Below are 16,630 nucleotides of genomic sequence, written 5' to 3' on the forward strand. Positions count from 1 at the left end.
GTCAATCCTCGAGCAGGCTGCGAAGCATCCAGGCATTCTTTTCGTGCACCTGCATCCGTTGTGTCAGCAGGTCCGCAGTCGGCTCGTCGTGGACCTCGCCGACCGCGTCCATGAGGCCGCGTGCAGTCCGTACCACGGCTTCCTGGCCGGCGACGAGCTGGCGGATCATGGTCTTAGCGTCAGGCACACCTTCGGGCTCATCGATACTGGTAAGTGCCGCAAAGGCCTTGTAGGTGCCGGGCGCGGGGAAGCCCAGTGCGCGGATGCGCTCGGCGATTACGTCAACTGCGAGCGCCAGTTCGGTGTATTGCGCCTCGAACATGAGGTGAAGCGTATTGAACATCGGACCGGTCACGTTCCAGTGGAAGTTGTGGGTCGTCAGATAGAGCGTGTAGCTGTCCGCAAGCAGGCGCGAGAGGCCTTCCGCGATCCTCGAGCGATCGTTCTTGCTGATGCCGATATTGATATCCATGAAATGCTCCTTGCCGTTGATTTTGAGTTGTCCGCCTGGTTCCTGCCCGGAACTAGCTAACGGAAGCGATGATTCATCTTATTGCGCGGGCCCGGATTTTCCCAATTGCGAATCCGGATCACCGGGATGCGGTCACGCTATCAGAGTGGCCGAGGGCTTCAGGGTTCCATCGACCGGTCGCGTTTATGGCCGTGCCGGAGGTTCAGGTGACCGGTGTGACGCCGGGCAGCGTGCTTCCGAGTATCGCCTTGCGCAACACGTCGATCGCTCCGCCGCGAGGGTATGTCACCCTCCAGGCGATGGCTACGCGTCGTGCAGGCTGAGGGTCGGCGAAGGGGCGTACCGTCAGCAGCGCATTCTGCTCGGGCAACTCGTCGGCGGCCGAGCTTGGCAGGATGGTGACACCGATTCCGGTTGCCACCATGTGGCGGATCGTCTCCAGGGAGCTGCCTTCGAGCGTGCGCTGCAGGCCGCTGCTCGTCCTGCAGTGTGGGCACACTTCGAGAACCTGGTCGCGAAAGCAGTTACCCGCACCAAGCAGCAACAACTGATCGTCGGCAAGGAGTTCGGGTTCTATCGCCTTGCTCGTACGCCATCGATGCTCGGCGGGCATGAGCACCCGGAAAGGTTCATCGTAAACCACCTGCGTGACGATGCCCTGCTCTTCGTAAGGCAGCGAGATGATGATCACGTCGAGTTCGCCACGCTTGAGCGCATCGGTCAGCCGCGCCGTGTAGTTCTCCTGGATTATCAGCGGCATTCGAGGTGCCATTTCGTGCATCAGCGGAATCAGCCTGGGCAGCAGATAGGGGCCGATGGTGTAGATCACCCCCAGCCGCAGCGGCCCGGTCAGGGGATCCTTGCCCGATGCTGCGATCTCTTTGATCTGCGCGGCTTCGAGCAGTACCCGTTCGGCCTGTTCGATGATCTGGCGGCCGATCCCGGTGATCTTGACATCGGCCGCGCTACGCTCGAAAAGCAGCACGCCGAGCTGCTCCTCAAGTTTCTTTATCGCCACCGACAGGGTCGGCTGGCTCACATGACAGCGTTCGGCCGCACGTCCGAAATGGCGTTCGCGCGCGAGGGCAACAAGGTATCTCAGATCGGTCAAGGTCATCGAAATGCGTTCCGCAGAAGTTTCAGGCTATCGATCAAATCTTACTCCAGCGCAGTTGCAGGTGTGGGTCCATGGTCGCGGAAGCGATATTCCGCCCTCTGAAAATGCAAAAAGCGTATTCAGTGGCTGACGCACTTGTCCCGATCGGCTCGAATGCGTGTCTGGGTGCGGTCAATATCATCTCCTGCCACAGCTGTTCTGGCGAAGCGGTGCGGCTTGCTCCACGGGTCTTTGCCAACTTGCAACCCGAGCACCACCAGAGCCGGCGTGTTGGCGTGTCGCACGCCTGGCGACAGCCAACACTTTTCGAACGCCACGGCGATGTAGCACACATCGTCGATCCCGGGTCGAGTCGGGCCTGCAGCAGCGCCGGATCCACAATCCGGACCCTTGCCCGCAAATGCCTTCCAGCTTGAAAGTCGGCTTTTCGCGGCGCTCGTGAGCCACTACGTGATCCGTGCGCCGCAGCCTCGCCCACTCACCTATCGATTCGCTGTCCTGGCCGGTGCCTGGCTATTCCGGAGTCCAAAACTGCCACAAGGCGATCCGCTTGAAAGGGCGGGAGTATCAATTGCGGTGGCAACCATGGTCGGGTGGGTGAATGCGGTTTGCGCAAGCGTCATCGACCGGAAGATCGACAGCACGCATGTCAAGCCCTGGGTGTGCCCCTTGGCAAGCCTTATATGGCGAAAGGATCATGGCTCGGGCTGACGAAGTACGGGCCGACCTTCAGCACGGTTTCGCTCCGATCGGAGATCGGTTACGACCCGGGCTGGCATCGTCGGATGCGCGGATTGTGCAGAGGCCCTGGTGAGCGGGACTGGCGCCCGAGGTGGCGCCGGGTGGCACGGACCTGTTTGGGCGGTGCCTGGAGGTGTGTTCGCGTGGTTCGGGTCCGAGCGCAACGCAAGCCCGCCGAACGAGGCGCCGCCGCGTGCCCACCTCAGCCTCAGGTCCAATGTCTGAGCTTCAGTTAATCGCGCCGGCCCACTCGATACAGCGGTGCTGCTGAACGCCGAGACCACTGATGCCCGCCGTCACACTGTCACCCACCTCGAGCCAACGCGGCGGATCGAAGCCCATTCCCACGCCCGGCGGTGTGCCAGTGGCAATCACGTCACCCGGATAGAGCGGCATGAAGTGGCTGATATAGCTGATCAGGCGCGGTACGCGGAATATCATTTGTGCCGTGTTGCTCGCCTGCACGCGCTCACCATTCACATCAAGCCACAGATCGAGCGCAGCAGGGTCCTCCATCGAATCCGGAGTGACCAGCCACGGGCCGATCGGCGCGAAGCCGGGAAAACTCTTGCCCTTGACCCATTGTCCGCCGCGTTCAAGCTGGAAACTGCGTTCCGACATGTCGATGAAGGTCGAATAGCCGGCCACGTGTTGGAGCGCTTCGCTTTCGCTGACGCATATTGCCTCGCGCCCGATGATCACTGCGAGTTCGATTTCCCAGTCCACCTTGCTGTGGCCGGGTGGCATCTGAATCGGGTCAGTGGGGCCGCTGGGTCGGCAAGCCTTCATGAACAGCACCGGCTCCGTTGGAATCGCCATGCCGGCTTCGCGTGCGTGATCGGCGTAATTCAGGCCGACGCAGATGATCTTGCCGCCGTTCGGTACGCAGGCGCCGATGCGCCTGTCGGGTGGGAGCCGCGGCAGCCCGGAGGGGGACCGTGCGGACAGCTGCGCCAGCACTGCGGGCTCGAGCGCCGAGGCATCCAGATCCTGCAGCCATGGGGAGAGATCGCGTTCGATTCCCTCGTCATCGACGAGGCCGGGCTTCTCGGCGCCAGGCGCCCCCCACCGCAGTAATCGCATAATCGCTCCTCCAGCTCGTTCGCCATGTTAGCAGCCTGCCCGGACGGCTTGACAATCACCGCCGCTGCCCCCAGTTTGTGGTCCGCAGGACTGCGCGACCGGCTCTGCCACCGGATCGCGTCGGCTATCGTCGCAAGACAGGAGAAATCATGAAAGATGGCATGACCCGCATTGCCCCGTTCCTGGGCAGTCTCGCTCTGGCGTTCGGCCTGACCCTGCCGGTTCCGGGGCTTGTCGCCCCCGCCAATGCCGCCACGGCAGGCGCGTCGGCGTCGCTCGCCGGCCGCCACGGGCTCCCGGATTTTGCGGACCTGGTCAGCGAGGTTGGCCCGGCAGTGGTCAATATCAGCGTGACCCAGCAGATCGCGCGGGGTGGCGTGTCTCCGGACGATCCCTTCTACGATTTCTTGCGCCGCTTCGGCGTGCCCTTGCCGCAGATGCCGCCCGGCAGCGGTCCGCGCGGCGGGAACGGGCCGGTACAGCGCGGTGTGGGATCCGGTTTCATCGTCAGCGGAGATGGCTACGTGCTGACGAATGCGCATGTCGTCGACGATGCCAGCGAGGTAACCGTGAAGCTCACCGACAAGCGCGAATTCAGGGCGAAGGTGGTTGGTGTCGACAAGCGGACCGACGTTGCCTTGCTCAAGGTCGACGCCAGCGGCTTGCCCGTGGTCAGGATCGGCGACGCGGAGCAGTCGCGCGTGGGTGAATGGGTGGTGGCCGTCGGTTCGCCTTTCGGGTTCGAAAGCACGGTCACCGCCGGCATCATCTCGGCCAAGGCCCGTCGCCTGCCGGACGAGAACTACGTCCCGTTCATCCAGACGGATGTCGCGATCAACCCTGGCAACTCAGGCGGCCCCCTGTTCAATCTGGCCGGCGAGGTGATTGGCATCAACTCGCAGATCTACTCGCGCTCGGGCGGGTTCATGGGCATTTCCTTTGCGATTCCGATCGACGTGGCGATGAAGGTCAAGGAGCAGCTGCGGCAGTACGGCAAGGTTCAGCGCGGCCGGCTGGGCGTGGCAATCCAGGGTGTCGACAAGGACCTCGCCCAGTCATTCGGCTTGCCAGATGCGAACGGCGCGCTGATTGCCAGCGTCGAGCCGGACAGTCCGGCTGCGCGGGCCGACCTGCGTGCGGGTGACGTGGTCCTTTCGGTCAATGGCGAGAAGGTAGGCGAGAGTTCGGACCTGCCGAGAATGATCGGCGACCTGCGCCCCGGAACCCGTGCCCGACTCGGCATCTGGCGGGATAACAAGGCCCGGGAGGTGTCGGTCACGCTCGGAGCGATGGGCGGTGAAGAGCAAGCCTCGGCGGGCAGGAAGGGGGAGGATGCTGGCGGCAAGCTCGGACTGTCGGCACGCCCGCTGTCCGGCCAGGAGGCGGCGCAGCTCGGCATCGAAGGCGGTGGCTTGGTAATCGAGTCCGTCGAGGGGCCGTCGGCACGTGCCGGGTTGCAGCCGGGCGATGTGTTGCTCGCGCTCAACAATCAGCCGATTACCGGTGTCGCCCAGTTCCGGAAACTGTTGTCAGCGGCCGGCAAGCGCTTTGCGTTGCTCGTCCAGCGGGGGTCGAGCCGCATCTTCGTGCCGATCAGGCTCGAGTGAGCCGCCCCGCTTCGGAATCGCTACGGCCCCGTTGATACGGGGCCGTTTCACATTCTGCCCGGGTCTATTTGAGATTGCCGGACAGGAACTGCCTGAGCCTTTCGCTGCGGGTGTTGCCGAAGACCTCGGCGGGCGGGCCGTATTCTTCGGCAGTACCCTGGTGCAGGAACATCACCTTGCTCGAGACCTCGCGGGCAAAGCCCATCTCGTGGGTGACGACGACCATGGTGCGTCCCTCTTCCGCGAGACCACGCATGACCTTGAGCACTTCGCCGACGAGCTCCGGATCAAGCGCCGAGGTGGGTTCGTCGAAGAGCAGCACCGCCGGCTCCATCGCCAGCGCACGGGCGATCGCCACACGTTGTTGCTGGCCGCCCGAGAGGTGCGCAGGATAGCTGTCCTTGAAACGGATGATGCCGACCTTGTCGAGGTAGGCCTCGGCGCGTTCGCGTGCCTCTTTCCGGCCGAGCCCGAGGACGTGGGTCGGCGCTTCGGTGACGTTCTCGAGTACCGTCATGTGAGCCCACAGGTTGAAATGCTGGAACACCATCGCCAGCTGGGTGCGAAGTCGTTGCAGCTGCTTCGCGTCCGCCACCTTGAGATGGCCGTTTCGGTCGGGCGTCAGCCGGATCTCTTCGCCGGCGACGGTGATGCGACCGGCGTCGGGCTGCTCGAGAAAGTTGATGCAGCGCAGGAAGGTGCTCTTGCCCGAGCCAGACGAGCCGATGATGCTCACCACGTCGCCCGCCTCGGTATCCAGCGAGACGCCCTTGAGCACTTCGTGATCGCCGTAGCGCTTGTGCAGGTCTTCGACGGAAAGCTGGGTCATGTCCTGTCCTCGAGGGGCATCGTTCATTGTCTCGTTGCGGTCGCTTTGCGCGGTTGCAGATGGCTCAGCCATCGCCGCTCGGCGAGCCGGAAGAGGCCGACCAGGGCGAATGTGATGCATAGGTAGATCAGGCCGGCAAAGATGAAGGCTTCGAAGGGCGCGAAGTGCTGAGAATAGGCATTGCGGGCCGCGCCGGTGATGTCGACGAGGGTGACGGTCGAGGCGATCGCGGTACCGTGCAGCATGAAGATCGCCTCGTTGCTGTACGCCGGCAGGGCGCGCCGCAGCGCGCCCGGAACGAGAATGCGGCGGATCATCGTCAGCCGGCTCATGCCACAGGCAAGGGCCGCCTCGATCTCGCCGTGTGGCGTGGTGCGCAGCGCGCCGGCAATGATCTCGGTGGTATAGGCACAGGTGTTCAGCGTGAAAGTGATCAGCGCACAGCCATAGGGTTCGCGCAGCACCAGCCAGAGCGGATTTCCCTCGGCCCAGCGTGCCTGTATCCATTCGAACTGGCCGAGCCCGTAATAGATGAGCAGCAACTGCACCAGCATCGGTGTGCCGCGGAAGAAATAGGTGTAGGCCCATACCATCCGTGAAACCGCGGACGGGCCGGAGCTGCGGAGCACCGCCAGCGGGATGGCGAGCAGCAGCCCGGCGCACAGCGACAGAAAGGTGAGCTGCAGGGTGAGCCACAGGCCGGCCGCGTATTCCGGCAGATTGTCGGTGATCACCGCCCACTCGATCATGCCGCGGCCCGCCTTACGCCGACGTTGAAGCGCCGCTCGAGGTGACGGAAGAACACGCTCGACGCCGCCGTCATGGCGAGGTAGAAAACGCACACCACGGCGTAGAACAGGAAGGGCTGGTGGGTGCTGCGCCCGGCTTGGTCAGCCAACCAGGTGAGGTCCGAGAGGCCGATGATGGAGACCAGCGCAGTGCTCTTCTGCATCACCTGCCAGTTGTTGCCGAGGCCGGGCAGGGCGTGGCGCAGCATCTGCGGGAAGAGGATCCGCCGGAATACCTGCCAGCGGGTCATGCCGTAGGCGTAGCCGGCCTCGAGCTGTCCGGCCGGTACGGCGAGGAAGGCGCCACGGAAGGTCTCGGTGAAGTAGGCGCCGAAGATGAAGCCGAGGGTCGCCACGCCGGCGGCGAACGGGTTGACGTCGACATAGTCCCACCCGAGCCGGTCGGTGATCTCGTTGATGCCAATCTGTCCGCCGTAGAACACCAGCAACATCATCACCAGATCGGGGATGCCCCGCACCACGGTGGTGTACGCGAGCGCGGGAATCCTCAGCAGGGCGATCCGCGAGAGCTTGGCCGATGCGCCGACGAGCCCCAGCAGCAAGGCCAGCACGAGCGACAGCACGGCCACCTGGAGGGTCAGCCATGCGCCCTCGAGCAGCGAGACGAGGTAGCCTTGAAGCATCCTGTCGGCCCAGCCGGGGCGGGCTTACTCGCCGTAGATGTCGTGGGGGAAGTACTTCTTGCGGATCTGCTCGTAGGTGCCGTTGGCACGGATCGCGGCGAGCGCCTTGTTGAGCTTGTCGCGCAGCTCGGTGTCGCGCTTGCGCACCGCGATACCGACGCCTTCGCCGATCACCGCCTTTTCGTCGGCGTTGCGGCCGTAGATCTTGCTGCCTGAAAAGTCATAGTCCTGGCCGGCTGGCTTGGTGAGGAAGCCCGCATCCGCCTCGAGGGCATCGACCCAGGTTGCGTCGATGCGACCGGTTGCGAGATCCAGATAGGCTTCTTCCTGCTTGGCATAGCGGACCAGTTCCACGCCGTGGTCGGCCCAGAAGCGGCCCGCGAAATTGTCGGCGACGGTGCCACGCTGCACGCCGATACGCTTGCCCTTGAGGGCCGTCAGGTCGGGCTTGAGGGGCGAGCCCTTGCGGGCCACCAGGGCGAGTGGCGTGGCGTAATACTTGTCGGTGAAATCCACCTTCTTCCGGCGCTCGGCGGTGATCGACATCGAAGCGGCAATGGCATCGAACTTGCGGCTCATCAGGGCCGGGATCATGCCGTCCCACTCCTGCTTGACCCAGCTGCATTTCGCCTTCATCTCGGCGCACAGGGCGTTCGCGATGTCGACATCGAAACCCTGTACCGAGCCGTCGGGCGCGGTGACGTTGAACGGGGGATAGGCACCTTCGGTGGCGAAGCGGATCTGATCCCAGTCCTTCGCCAACGCGCCCTGGCCTGCCAGGACGAGCCCGGCCAGCAGCAGAATTTTCCTGATCATCGTTTTCTCCGTTCCGGTGTGCAGCGCCGGTGTGCATGCAGCGCGGAGCCGTGGCTGCCGGCGCATTGGTCGCATGATCGCAGGATCATCCCGCGACCTCAATGTCCGAAGGCCACCAGGGGGTCAGGCGCCGTCGTTCAGTCGTTCGTGCAGCGCTTCCGCGAGTGCCGCGGCGGCGGGCGGGTGGAAGCGGAAGAACAGTTCGGGCTCGATCAGTTCGAGCTCCATGAGGCACAAGCCACCGTCGGGGGCACGAACGAAATCCACCCGTGCATAAAGCGGAAGTGCGGGGCAGGCCGCGACTGCCGCTTCCGCGAATGCCCGTTCATCATCGCCGGGGTGATGCGCATGGACGGTGCCGCCATGATCGTCCTGGACGCGAAAGTCGCCAGCTGCGGCAGTCTTGCGGATGGCGTGGGTGGTGCGACCCTCGATCACGATCAGCGATAGTTCGCCCTCGCCAAGCACGGCGGGCTGGAAGGGTTGAACCATCATCGCTTCGGCTGAGGTGCAGCGCAGGAACAACGCCTCGTGCGCGGCCAGCGTGTGCCGGTCTACCCGGTAGGTAAGACGTGCCGCACCGGACACGATCGGCTTGAAGACGATCTCGTCCCAGCCGGCATCGTCCATGATTCCGCCGAGGCTGTCGGTCCGGCCGGCAGCGACGTAACGCGTGGGAACGATGCGGATGCCGGCGCTCGAGAGATCCAGCAGATAGTGCTTGTCGAGGTTCCAGCGGATCAGCTCGGCGGGGTTGAACAGCCGCGTCTGCTGCGCCGCAGCCTCGAGCCAGGGCGCGAACCGGTCGAAGCGGTCGAAATAGTCCCAGGTGCTCCGAAACACCGCCGAGCGGGTGTGCCGCCAGGGGAAATCGGGATCGGACCAGCTCGCCCGGCCGACCCGCAGGCCGCGTTCCGTCAAGGCGCGGGAAACGAGCCCGTCTTCGTTGCGGATCTGCGCCTGATACCAGTCGTGGGGGTCAGGGTCGAGATAGCGGTCCTCGGTGAGAATGACGACGTCCCAGCTGTGGGTGCTCATGATCGGTGGCGAATCGTGACTGGCCACGGATTCTAGCCCGGAAGCGGGACGCGATCATCGCGCGGGTGCTTCGATGGACCGCTTCAGCGGTCCGATGTGTCGTTATACTCGGAGGCTTCGAATCCCGGTATGCGTCATGTCCGAAGGTGCTGCTGTTCGTGCGGGTGTCGTGCTGCTGGCAGTGCTGTCGGCCCCGCATGCCATGGCGGAGTCGACCGAAGCGCTGTTCTTTGACCCGATGCCGGTGGTGTTGAGCGTTTCTCGTCTCCCGCAGCCTTTGCCCGAAGTGCCGGGGGCGGCAACGATGATCGATCGCAGCTTCATCGAGGCGACCGGCTATCGCGATCTGGCACGTGTGCTGCGTCTCGTTCCCGGGATGATGATCGGACAGGAGCGCGGGCATTATCAGTGGGTCACCTACCACGGTCTGGGTAACGACTTTCCGACCGAGATGCAGGTCATGATCGATGGCAGATCGGTTTATTCTCCGAGTTCCTTCGGCGGCGTTGACTGGTATGCATTGCCGCTCGCGATGGACGAGATTGACCGGATCGAGGTGGTTCGCGGCACGAACACCAATGCTTATGGTGCAAATGCCTTTCTCGGCGCGATCAACATCCTCACGCGTCATGCTTCCGAACTGCCCGAGCGTCGCGTTCACGTGCGAATGGGTGGTGATGGCATCCGTGACCTGAGCGCGAGCGTCAGCAACGCGGCCAACGGCGCGGCGTTCAGACTCAGCGCGGTGTCCCGCCGCGACGGTGGATTCGAGGAGCTCGAGGACAACAGCCAGCTCGACGTGCTCACGCTGCGCGGCGATGTACAGATCGATACCGACAACGCGCTGGTGCTGAGAGTCGGTATCTCGAGCGCGCTTCGCGGAGAGGGCTACGCCGCGTCTTCGCTCAACAACAATGGCCTGCGCAATTCCCGGTCGTTTGCCGATACCCTGCACCTGCAATGGCGCCGTACCACCGGGGCCGACGAAGAATGGATGCTCAACCTGTACCGCAACCATGAGCGGATCCGTGATCGCTGGGCCGCCAGCACGGCAGCCGAGTCGCCCCCCCTGCCCTACTATGACGGGGTGCCGCTCGATCGCGACCGGGACAGCGTCCGCCACGGTGTCGAACTGCAGCGTCGCCAGTTGCTGGCACCGGGGATCAAGGCCGTGTGGGGGCTGGAATGGCGCCGCGACGAGGTGGATGCCCCCTTTCTGTTCAGCCAGGGCCGCCCGGATCATCTCGATCTGCAGCGGCTCTTTGCCAACCTCGAATGGCGATTGCGCGAGGATCTCAACCTCAATGCCGGCGTCTTGCACGAGAAGTATCAGGGCGAGGCGGCGCATTTCACGCCGCGGGCCTTCCTCAACTGGCAGGCCACCGCGAACGACACCCTGCGCGCCGGGTATGCACGGGCGTACAAGCAGCTCACCCTGTTCGAGAAATACGGCGATATCCGCGCGGTGGATCCGGTGTCCGGCGACGTGCTGGTGCGACCCTACCTGCCCAACCCGGGGTTGCGCCAGAGCAGGGTGGACAGTGTCGAAGTCGGCTACTTCGGCCGTCTCCCGCAGTGGCGCGCCAGCCTCGACGTGCGAGTGTTCAACGAGCGTATCCGCGACTTCATCCTGCGCGTGCCGCAACCCGATCCGTTCCCGGCGCCGGTGCTCTCTCCGGTGCTGGGCTCCGCGCGGTACGAGAACTACGGGCACGCCTTCGACTTGCGCGGCCTCGAATATCAGCTAGAGGCCGAACCGCAGGTCGGCTCCCGCTTTCGCCTGACCCATACACTGGTGGATCCACGCGCCGGCGACCCCGACGTAGACCGGCGGGTTTCGCCCTACGCGGCGAGCATGAGCTGGTTGCAGGACTGGCGCGGTGGCTGGCACAGCATGGTCAGCATGCTGCGCATGGGTGCGCTGGCGGGTGGCGACGGCTTCGTACCCCGTTTCAGATACAGCGCCGAACCCTATACCAGCTGGGATCTCAACCTGTGGCGCACCGTGCGCGTGCGTGACACGGCGGTCCGCTACAGCCTCTCGGCGATCAACGTTGGTGCCAGGCACCAGGAAATCGCCGATCGCTCGATGCAGTTCCTGAATCCAGGTCGCCCGATCAATCCGGTTTCGGCGATGGTGTGGCTGGGGCTCGCGCTCTCGTTCTAGACTCCGTCCCTTACAGCCACTGGGCGAGCGAGATGCCGAGGCCGAAGACGGTCTGGCGATGGTTGTAGTCGATGAGGCTCTCGCCATAACCGGTAAACAGCTGCATATGCCCCTTCAGGAAACCCTGCAGCGGGAAAGCCCAGTCGATCGCGGCCGAACCACGGCTGACCTCGCCAAGGCGCAGCGAGTGCCGCAGGGTCAGCGACAGCACGTGGCCATCACGCTTCCAGATGCCGAGCACTTCGCCGCGTCCCATGTAATCGAGGATGTCTCGGTTGTCGTCCGTCGAGGCCTTCTCCGGGATCCGGTACCAGGGTTTGACCAGCAGCGCGAAGTCCTTGCCCTCGAGACCGAACTGCGCGTAGATGCGATTCCAGCTGCGCGAATAGGGGTCGGAACGGCCGTTCGACTGGTGGTTGACGCCGATATTGAGGAAGCGCCATTTCATCCCCAGCACGTCGATGTTGGTACGCAGCACGCCCATGAATTCGGGCTCGAACACGGTCTCGCGGAAGGGCGATGATTCGCCCTTGCTGTATAGCTGCCAGTTCGACTGCTGGGTGTAACCGAACCACAGGTCGCCGTTGTCTCCCAATACGTTCTCGAGCAGTTTGGTCTTGAAGCTGAGCTGGAACTTGGCTTCGATCTGCTTCACCGGGCTCGCTTCGTCGGCGGTGCTGCGGGCGGTGTAACCGCGGGGTTGTTCGTTGGGATTGTCCGACCAGCGCAGCGGCAGGAGATACACGGGTTTGTATGGCCGGAAGAGGAACAGGCCGCGTTTGTCGTCCGCGGCGAGTTCCCAGCGTTCGGACAGCGTACTGCCGCGCGATTCACGCGCCGTGACGCGCAGATGAGCGGGCGGGCCGGACTGTTCCATGCTCACCGCGTCGCTGGCGCGGGGCGCGCGACCCGCAATCCGGTCGTAGCAGGCCAGACGGCGGGTGTCGTTCTTCTCGGTAATGCACGATTCCAGCGTATCGGCCCCGAATGCCGGCAACGCAAGAACCAGACTGCCACTCAGGCAGAGGGTTGTCAGTCGCATGACGTCGCTCCGTCCCGCAGAGGCGATACCGTCCGCGGCGAAATTTCGAGCCTGCATTTTCACACGAAGCGGTCTGCCCTGCCGGGCAGCTGACTCAGCCGGGCTTGCCGTCGATGCGGGGACGCCAGAGGATCGGGCCGTAGCGCGTCAGGTAGAGCAGGAAGGCAGCGCTCCAGGCGACGCCAGCCAATACCAGGCCCGGCCAGTACAGCGCGGGTGCGAGCAGGGTCGGCAGCACGCGGGCAAGCACGGCCAGATGGATCAGGGCATAGCATGTCGTCTCGATCCCGCCCGCAACCAGCGTGCGGCCGGTGTGACCGAGCGCGGTGCGGGTGATCATGCCCATGATGAGGCCGGCCATCGCACCGATTCCCAGTGCATGTACCGCGACGCTCCGCGGAACCCAGCCGAGTTCCGAGGCAGCGATCAGCAATAACCCCGGCACGATCCAGCCATGGGAAAGATGCAGTATCCACAGCAGTGGCGTCTTCAGCGTCGCGCCCGGATGCCAGCTCAGGCTCCGCGCGAACTGCAGTGCGGCGGCAAGCGTCGCGCCGGGCACCACCAGCCAGCCCGGCGCACCGAGTGCCCAGGCCAGCAGTGCGACGATGCTGAGTGCGAGTGCCGCCTTTTCGAGTGCCTGATTGCGATCGATCTTCAGGCCGCCAAGGCCGTTGCTGGTGAAATTTGGAATGATCCTGCCGCCGATTATCGTTTCGAGGACCGTCACCAGCGCAAGACCGATGATGACGCCCTGCAAGGGGTCGCCGCCCATGATTCCCGATACGCGCAGATGAAAGAGAAGATTGGCAGCCGCAAGTGCGGCGAGAAGCAAAGGTGCAAAATAGTTGCGCTTGTTGCCGGCCCGGACGAGCACGCGCGCGAGCGCGATCGCCACCGCGGGAAGAAAGGCGAAGTCGAGTGGTGCCGCAATCCAGATCGGGGCGACGATGAACGCCAGGCGTCCCGCAAGCCACAGCAGGGCCAGCATTGCGAGCGGGATGCCGGTTGGCGTGGGTTGGCCAGTCCAGGCACGACCCGCGGTAAACAGAAAACCCGCGATGACCGCGCAGGCGAAGCCGAAGAGCATCTCGTGGGCGTGCCATAGCAATCCCGGGATCGCGCTGGGCGGCGCCAGAAGCCCGGCGAAGATTGCCAGCCAGGCAGGGATCACGATGGCCGCGAAAGCGGCAGCAAGCAGGTAGAAGGGGCGAAAACCGAGTGCCAGCAGCGCGATCTTGCCTTGACTGGTGGCGCTGGATGGCCGGGGTTCTTCGAGTGGCACGATGCCCATGAATGCACCTGAAAGGAATGGCTGGGTCGAGCCTATGTCGCGGTTGGCCGCATTACCTTGCCCGGGGTCAAGTGCGTGCCGGATGAAGATATGCCAACGTTATGGTATGCCGCAGTGTCGGTGGTCGTCCTATACTTCCGAGGCTGTTCCGGTGCCGTGGAATCCAGCGGGTTATCGAAAAACGCGTGCGGGGGTGGCCGATGCCGTCACTGGTCCTGTCGAGTGCAGGTGAAACCGAATTGCTGAAGGTCTTGTGCGAGCGCCTGCCCGACGCGGTGTACCTCATTGATCCGGACACCTCGCGGATCGTCTTCTGCAATGGACCCGCATACCTTGAACTCGGCATGGAGCGCGATGAAGTTCTCGGTCATTCCGTCCTGAGCCTGCAGATGGACGTGGTCGGCCCGGAGCAATGGCGGGAAATCGCCAACGTGATCCGGCAGGGCAGTTCCTACGTCTTCGTCGGGCGGCACCGCCACAAGGCCGGTCACGAGGTCTCGGTCGAGGTGCATACCCGAACCCTCATGTTCGACGGGCGGGAGTATTTCCTGTCGGTGGCCCGCAACATCGGCGGCCGCCTGGCCCAGGGGAATGATCTGCTGTCCCGCGACGTGCAGTTGCGGTACGCGCTCAACGAAGCAACCGACGGGTTATGGGACTGGGATATCCAGACCGATCACGTCTACTTCAGTCCTCAACTGAAGCGCATGCTAGGTTATGGGCCGCACGAGATGGCGTCGCCGAAACTCTCCGACTGGAGCGACAACATCCACCCCGACGACAAACGGCGCGTCTTGCAGACGGTGTCGGACCACCTCAGCGGTCTGCGTGAGCGCTACGATGCCGAATACCGTCTGCGCAACCGCAACGGGCACTATGTGTGGGTGCGCGACCGTGGCCGGATATGCGCGCGGGACGATCAGGGCAGGGCGCTTCGAATGGCGGGCATGGTGCACAACACGACCGAGCAGAAGCAGATCGAGATCGAACTCCAGCGCCTGGCCAGTCACGACAGCCTGACAGGTCTGCTCAACCGACGTGAGAGCGAGGTAATCGTTCCGGCACAGCTGAGGCTGTGCCAGCGTCTCGGACTCGGTCTGGGGCTGGCCATGATCGACGTCGACCATTTCAAGCAGATCAACGATGTGCACGGCCATCTCGCCGGGGACTACGTCTTGCGCGGCGTGGCGGAACTGCTTGGCAGCCTGATCCGGAACGCCGATTACCTCTTTCGATGGGGTGGGGAGGAGTTCCTGCTCCTGTGCGTCGATGTCACCGAGGAAGAAATGCTTACGCTGGCAGGAAAGCTGCGGCAGCACCTCGCCTCGGCGTCCTGGCCTGGCGTGCCGAAACTCGAGACGGTCGATGTCAGCATCGGCGTTGCGTGTTTTCCGAGCTTTACCGAAACATCCGAACTGATGCTCGCGGCCGACCGCGCGCTTTACCGCGCCAAGACACTGGGGCGCGGTCGCGTGGAGCTCGCAATGCGAATGCCGGCGGCATCCTGAGCGCGCACCCCGCCGTGTCGGCTCACTCTTTTCCGGCCTGTTTTTCCTCGTAGGCACGCTGGCGTGCGTCGTAGCGGGTGCGATCTGCCCTTGCCTGCGCGGCGCGACGCGCTGCTGCGGCCTCTTCCTGGTGCCGCGCTGCCGCGAGCCGAGCTTCGTGGGTCTGGCGTGCGCCTGCGGCGTCCGCTGGATCCCGTGCCGACCCGTTCGGACCATTGCGCATTCTGATGCGTAATGGCGGCGCAGGTGTTTTCGTCTCGTGTGGCCGGACAGGTTCCGCGTGGGGGGCGCTGGCTGCCTGTCTGCGCTTTACGCCGAGTTCCAGCTGATGGGCCTGATGTTCGAGGTTGCGGGCCTTTCGTACATCGACGAGGCGCGCCTCCCGGGCCTCCTGCAGACACCGGTTCACCTGAAAGGCGCGATCGCACTCAGGTTTTCTGAGCGTTTCGTCTCGCTCTGCCCGTGCCCGTAGCTCGGCGGCTTCCCTGCGCAAGGTGGTCGCGCGTTCGATGGCCTGTGCATCGCTGGATTGGGGAGGGTCGGCGGCCAGACAAGGGGCGGCCAGCAAGGCGAGACAGAAGAGGGAGGCTGTTCTCATCACCACGAGGGCAGATTTGGGGAAGAGCGCATAAAATACCCGATTTCGCTGTTCCGGCAGCGCTTCGTCACGCTATTTCGAGCGCTGCGCAGATTTTTTCTGCCGCGAAGATCAAGCGAGAATCCCGCCACGCATATCGGTCGGGAATCCCGTTCGGGGCGGCAGGGAGCATCGGCGGGTTTGCCCGTCGATAGGCAAGGCCAATCGATGTAATTTCTACAATCAATTGGATTCATTTTTCGACGCTTTCTAAGATGTCGCTGTTGTCTTTAAAACCACTCACGGAGAAACACTGATGGCAAGTCTCATCAATACCGAAATCAAGCCCTTCAACGCAACCGCCTACCACAATGGCAAGTTCGTGCCGGTCAGCAGCGAGGACCTCAAGGGCAAGTGGTCGGTGGTGTTCTTCTACCCGGCCGACTTTACCTTCGTGTGCCCGACCGAACTCGGCGACCTTGCCGACAACTACGCGCAGCTGAAGGACATGGGCGTCGAGGTGTACTCGGTTTCGACCGACACCCACTTCACCCACAAGGCCTGGCATGACGCTTCCGAGACCATCCAGAAAATCCGTTACCCGATGATCGGCGACCCCACCGGTGTGATCTCGCGCAACTTCGACGTGATGATCGAGGAAGAAGGCCTGGCCCTGCGCGGTACCTTCGTGATCAACCCCGAAGGCCAGATCAAGGTTGCCGAGATTCACGATCTGGGTATCGGCCGTGACGCCAAGGAGCTGATCCGCAAGGTGCAGGCAGCCCAGTACGTGGCCGCTCACCCGGGTGAAGTCTGCCCCGCCAAATGGACCCCGGGCGAAGCAACCCTCGCTCCGTCGCTCGATCTGGTCGGCAAGATCTAAGTTCATGCGTTGCCGGAGGTCGCC

General features: G+C 63.8%; 15 protein-coding genes. 4 read left to right on the forward strand and 11 right to left on the reverse strand.

Annotation, left to right across the window (positions count from 1 at the left end; all coding sequences use genetic code 11):
* Position 1: 1 nt before the first annotated feature.
* The 3 genes from GQB03_RS05290 to GQB03_RS05300 form a co-directional block, all read right to left on the reverse strand.
* A complete protein-coding gene (locus tag GQB03_RS05290; protein WP_159685657.1) occupies positions 2 to 472 on the reverse strand; it encodes a Dps family protein in 471 nt (156 codons plus the stop codon).
* Positions 473 to 674: 202 nt separating this feature from the next.
* Entirely contained in the window at positions 675 to 1,589 is a 915-nt protein-coding gene (locus tag GQB03_RS05295; RefSeq protein ID WP_159685661.1) for a hydrogen peroxide-inducible genes activator, read from the reverse strand.
* 969 nt (positions 1,590 to 2,558) lie between these two features.
* Positions 2,559 to 3,413, reverse strand: coding sequence for a fumarylacetoacetate hydrolase family protein (locus GQB03_RS05300; RefSeq protein WP_159685665.1), 855 nt, complete (start codon positions 3,411 to 3,413; stop codon positions 2,559 to 2,561).
* 149 nt (positions 3,414 to 3,562) lie between these two features.
* On the opposite strand from GQB03_RS05300, the gene GQB03_RS05305 reads away from it, so the two are divergent.
* Positions 3,563 to 5,020, forward strand: a complete 1,458-nt coding sequence (locus GQB03_RS05305; RefSeq protein ID WP_235026959.1) for a DegQ family serine endoprotease — start codon at positions 3,563 to 3,565, stop codon at positions 5,018 to 5,020.
* A 64-nt stretch (positions 5,021 to 5,084) separates the two neighbouring features.
* Here the strand turns inward: GQB03_RS05305 and GQB03_RS05310 are convergent, their stop codons facing one another.
* From GQB03_RS05310 to GQB03_RS05330, 5 genes are all read right to left on the reverse strand, one after another.
* A complete protein-coding gene (locus GQB03_RS05310) occupies positions 5,085 to 5,849 on the reverse strand; it encodes an ABC transporter ATP-binding protein (protein ID WP_159685669.1) in 765 nt (254 codons plus the stop codon).
* Positions 5,850 to 5,872: 23 nt separating this feature from the next.
* Positions 5,873 to 6,598, reverse strand: a complete 726-nt coding sequence (locus GQB03_RS05315) for an ABC transporter permease (protein WP_159685673.1) — start codon at positions 6,596 to 6,598, stop codon at positions 5,873 to 5,875.
* Complete coding sequence (locus GQB03_RS05320) at positions 6,595 to 7,281, reverse strand: ABC transporter permease (protein ID WP_159685677.1); 687 nt, start codon at positions 7,279 to 7,281, stop codon at positions 6,595 to 6,597. The genes GQB03_RS05315 and GQB03_RS05320 overlap by 4 nt, the downstream gene beginning before the upstream one ends.
* 24 nt (positions 7,282 to 7,305) lie before the next feature.
* Positions 7,306 to 8,097, reverse strand: coding sequence for an ABC transporter substrate-binding protein (locus GQB03_RS05325; protein WP_159685679.1), 792 nt, complete (start codon positions 8,095 to 8,097; stop codon positions 7,306 to 7,308).
* Between the two features lie 123 nt (positions 8,098 to 8,220).
* Positions 8,221 to 9,135 (reverse strand): ATP-grasp domain-containing protein, encoded by a 915-nt coding sequence (locus tag GQB03_RS05330; protein WP_159685681.1) that lies wholly within the window; start codon positions 9,133 to 9,135, stop codon positions 8,221 to 8,223.
* Between the two features lie 136 nt (positions 9,136 to 9,271).
* On the opposite strand from GQB03_RS05330, the gene GQB03_RS05335 reads away from it, so the two are divergent.
* Positions 9,272 to 11,302: a TonB-dependent receptor plug domain-containing protein gene (locus GQB03_RS05335; protein WP_159685684.1), complete on the forward strand. Its 2,031-nt coding sequence runs from the start codon at positions 9,272 to 9,274 to the stop codon at positions 11,300 to 11,302.
* A 10-nt stretch (positions 11,303 to 11,312) separates the two neighbouring features.
* Here GQB03_RS05335 and GQB03_RS05340 read toward each other — a convergent pair whose 3' ends face one another.
* Entirely contained in the window at positions 11,313 to 12,344 is a 1,032-nt protein-coding gene (locus tag GQB03_RS05340; RefSeq protein ID WP_200832117.1) for a phospholipase A, read from the reverse strand.
* Between the two features lie 94 nt (positions 12,345 to 12,438).
* Positions 12,439 to 13,638 (reverse strand): NnrS family protein, encoded by a 1,200-nt coding sequence (locus GQB03_RS05345; RefSeq protein WP_159685688.1) that lies wholly within the window; start codon positions 13,636 to 13,638, stop codon positions 12,439 to 12,441.
* Between the two features lie 200 nt (positions 13,639 to 13,838).
* Here GQB03_RS05345 and GQB03_RS05350 point away from each other — a divergent pair, with 200 nt between their 5' ends.
* Positions 13,839 to 15,146, forward strand: coding sequence for a sensor domain-containing diguanylate cyclase (locus GQB03_RS05350; protein ID WP_159685690.1), 1,308 nt, complete (start codon positions 13,839 to 13,841; stop codon positions 15,144 to 15,146).
* A 22-nt stretch (positions 15,147 to 15,168) separates the two neighbouring features.
* Here the strand turns inward: GQB03_RS05350 and GQB03_RS05355 are convergent, their stop codons facing one another.
* A complete protein-coding gene (locus GQB03_RS05355; protein ID WP_159685692.1) occupies positions 15,169 to 15,744 on the reverse strand; it encodes a hypothetical protein in 576 nt (191 codons plus the stop codon).
* Positions 15,745 to 16,039: 295 nt separating this feature from the next.
* Between GQB03_RS05355 and ahpC the strand changes: the two genes are divergently transcribed.
* The gene (gene ahpC, locus GQB03_RS05360) at positions 16,040 to 16,606 is read left to right on the forward strand and encodes an alkyl hydroperoxide reductase subunit C (RefSeq protein WP_159685694.1); all 567 of its coding nucleotides are present in this window, start codon (positions 16,040 to 16,042) and stop codon (positions 16,604 to 16,606) included.
* Positions 16,607 to 16,630 lie beyond the last annotated feature (24 nt).

The sequence above is a fragment of the Cognatazoarcus halotolerans genome (genome assembly GCF_009800965.1).
Classification (GTDB): Bacteria; Pseudomonadota; Gammaproteobacteria; order Burkholderiales; family Rhodocyclaceae; genus Cognatazoarcus; species Cognatazoarcus halotolerans.

What these genes read in the sequence shown, in the direction of transcription:
- GQB03_RS05290 (WP_159685657.1), bottom strand. Translation starts at nt 472, where the DNA reads ATGGATATCAATATCGGCATCAGCAAGAACGATCGCTCGAGGATCGCG.
- GQB03_RS05295 (WP_159685661.1), bottom strand. Translation starts at nt 1,589, where the DNA reads ATGACCTTGACCGATCTGAGATACCTTGTTGCCCTCGCGCGCGAACGC.
- GQB03_RS05300 (WP_159685665.1), bottom strand. Translation starts at nt 3,413, where the DNA reads ATGCGATTACTGCGGTGGGGGGCGCCTGGCGCCGAGAAGCCCGGCCTC.
- GQB03_RS05305 (WP_235026959.1), top strand. Translation starts at nt 3,563, where the DNA reads ATGAAAGATGGCATGACCCGCATTGCCCCGTTCCTGGGCAGTCTCGCT.
- GQB03_RS05310 (WP_159685669.1), bottom strand. Translation starts at nt 5,849, where the DNA reads ATGACCCAGCTTTCCGTCGAAGACCTGCACAAGCGCTACGGCGATCAC.
- GQB03_RS05315 (WP_159685673.1), bottom strand. Translation starts at nt 6,598, where the DNA reads ATGATCGAGTGGGCGGTGATCACCGACAATCTGCCGGAATACGCGGCC.
- GQB03_RS05320 (WP_159685677.1), bottom strand. Translation starts at nt 7,281, where the DNA reads ATGCTTCAAGGCTACCTCGTCTCGCTGCTCGAGGGCGCATGGCTGACC.
- GQB03_RS05325 (WP_159685679.1), bottom strand. Translation starts at nt 8,097, where the DNA reads ATGATCAGGAAAATTCTGCTGCTGGCCGGGCTCGTCCTGGCAGGCCAG.
- GQB03_RS05330 (WP_159685681.1), bottom strand. Translation starts at nt 9,135, where the DNA reads ATGAGCACCCACAGCTGGGACGTCGTCATTCTCACCGAGGACCGCTAT.
- GQB03_RS05335 (WP_159685684.1), top strand. Translation starts at nt 9,272, where the DNA reads ATGTCCGAAGGTGCTGCTGTTCGTGCGGGTGTCGTGCTGCTGGCAGTG.
- GQB03_RS05340 (WP_200832117.1), bottom strand. Translation starts at nt 12,344, where the DNA reads ATGCGACTGACAACCCTCTGCCTGAGTGGCAGTCTGGTTCTTGCGTTG.
- GQB03_RS05345 (WP_159685688.1), bottom strand. Translation starts at nt 13,638, where the DNA reads ATGGGCATCGTGCCACTCGAAGAACCCCGGCCATCCAGCGCCACCAGT.
- GQB03_RS05350 (WP_159685690.1), top strand. Translation starts at nt 13,839, where the DNA reads ATGCCGTCACTGGTCCTGTCGAGTGCAGGTGAAACCGAATTGCTGAAG.
- GQB03_RS05355 (WP_159685692.1), bottom strand. Translation starts at nt 15,744, where the DNA reads ATGAGAACAGCCTCCCTCTTCTGTCTCGCCTTGCTGGCCGCCCCTTGT.
- ahpC (WP_159685694.1), top strand. Translation starts at nt 16,040, where the DNA reads ATGGCAAGTCTCATCAATACCGAAATCAAGCCCTTCAACGCAACCGCC.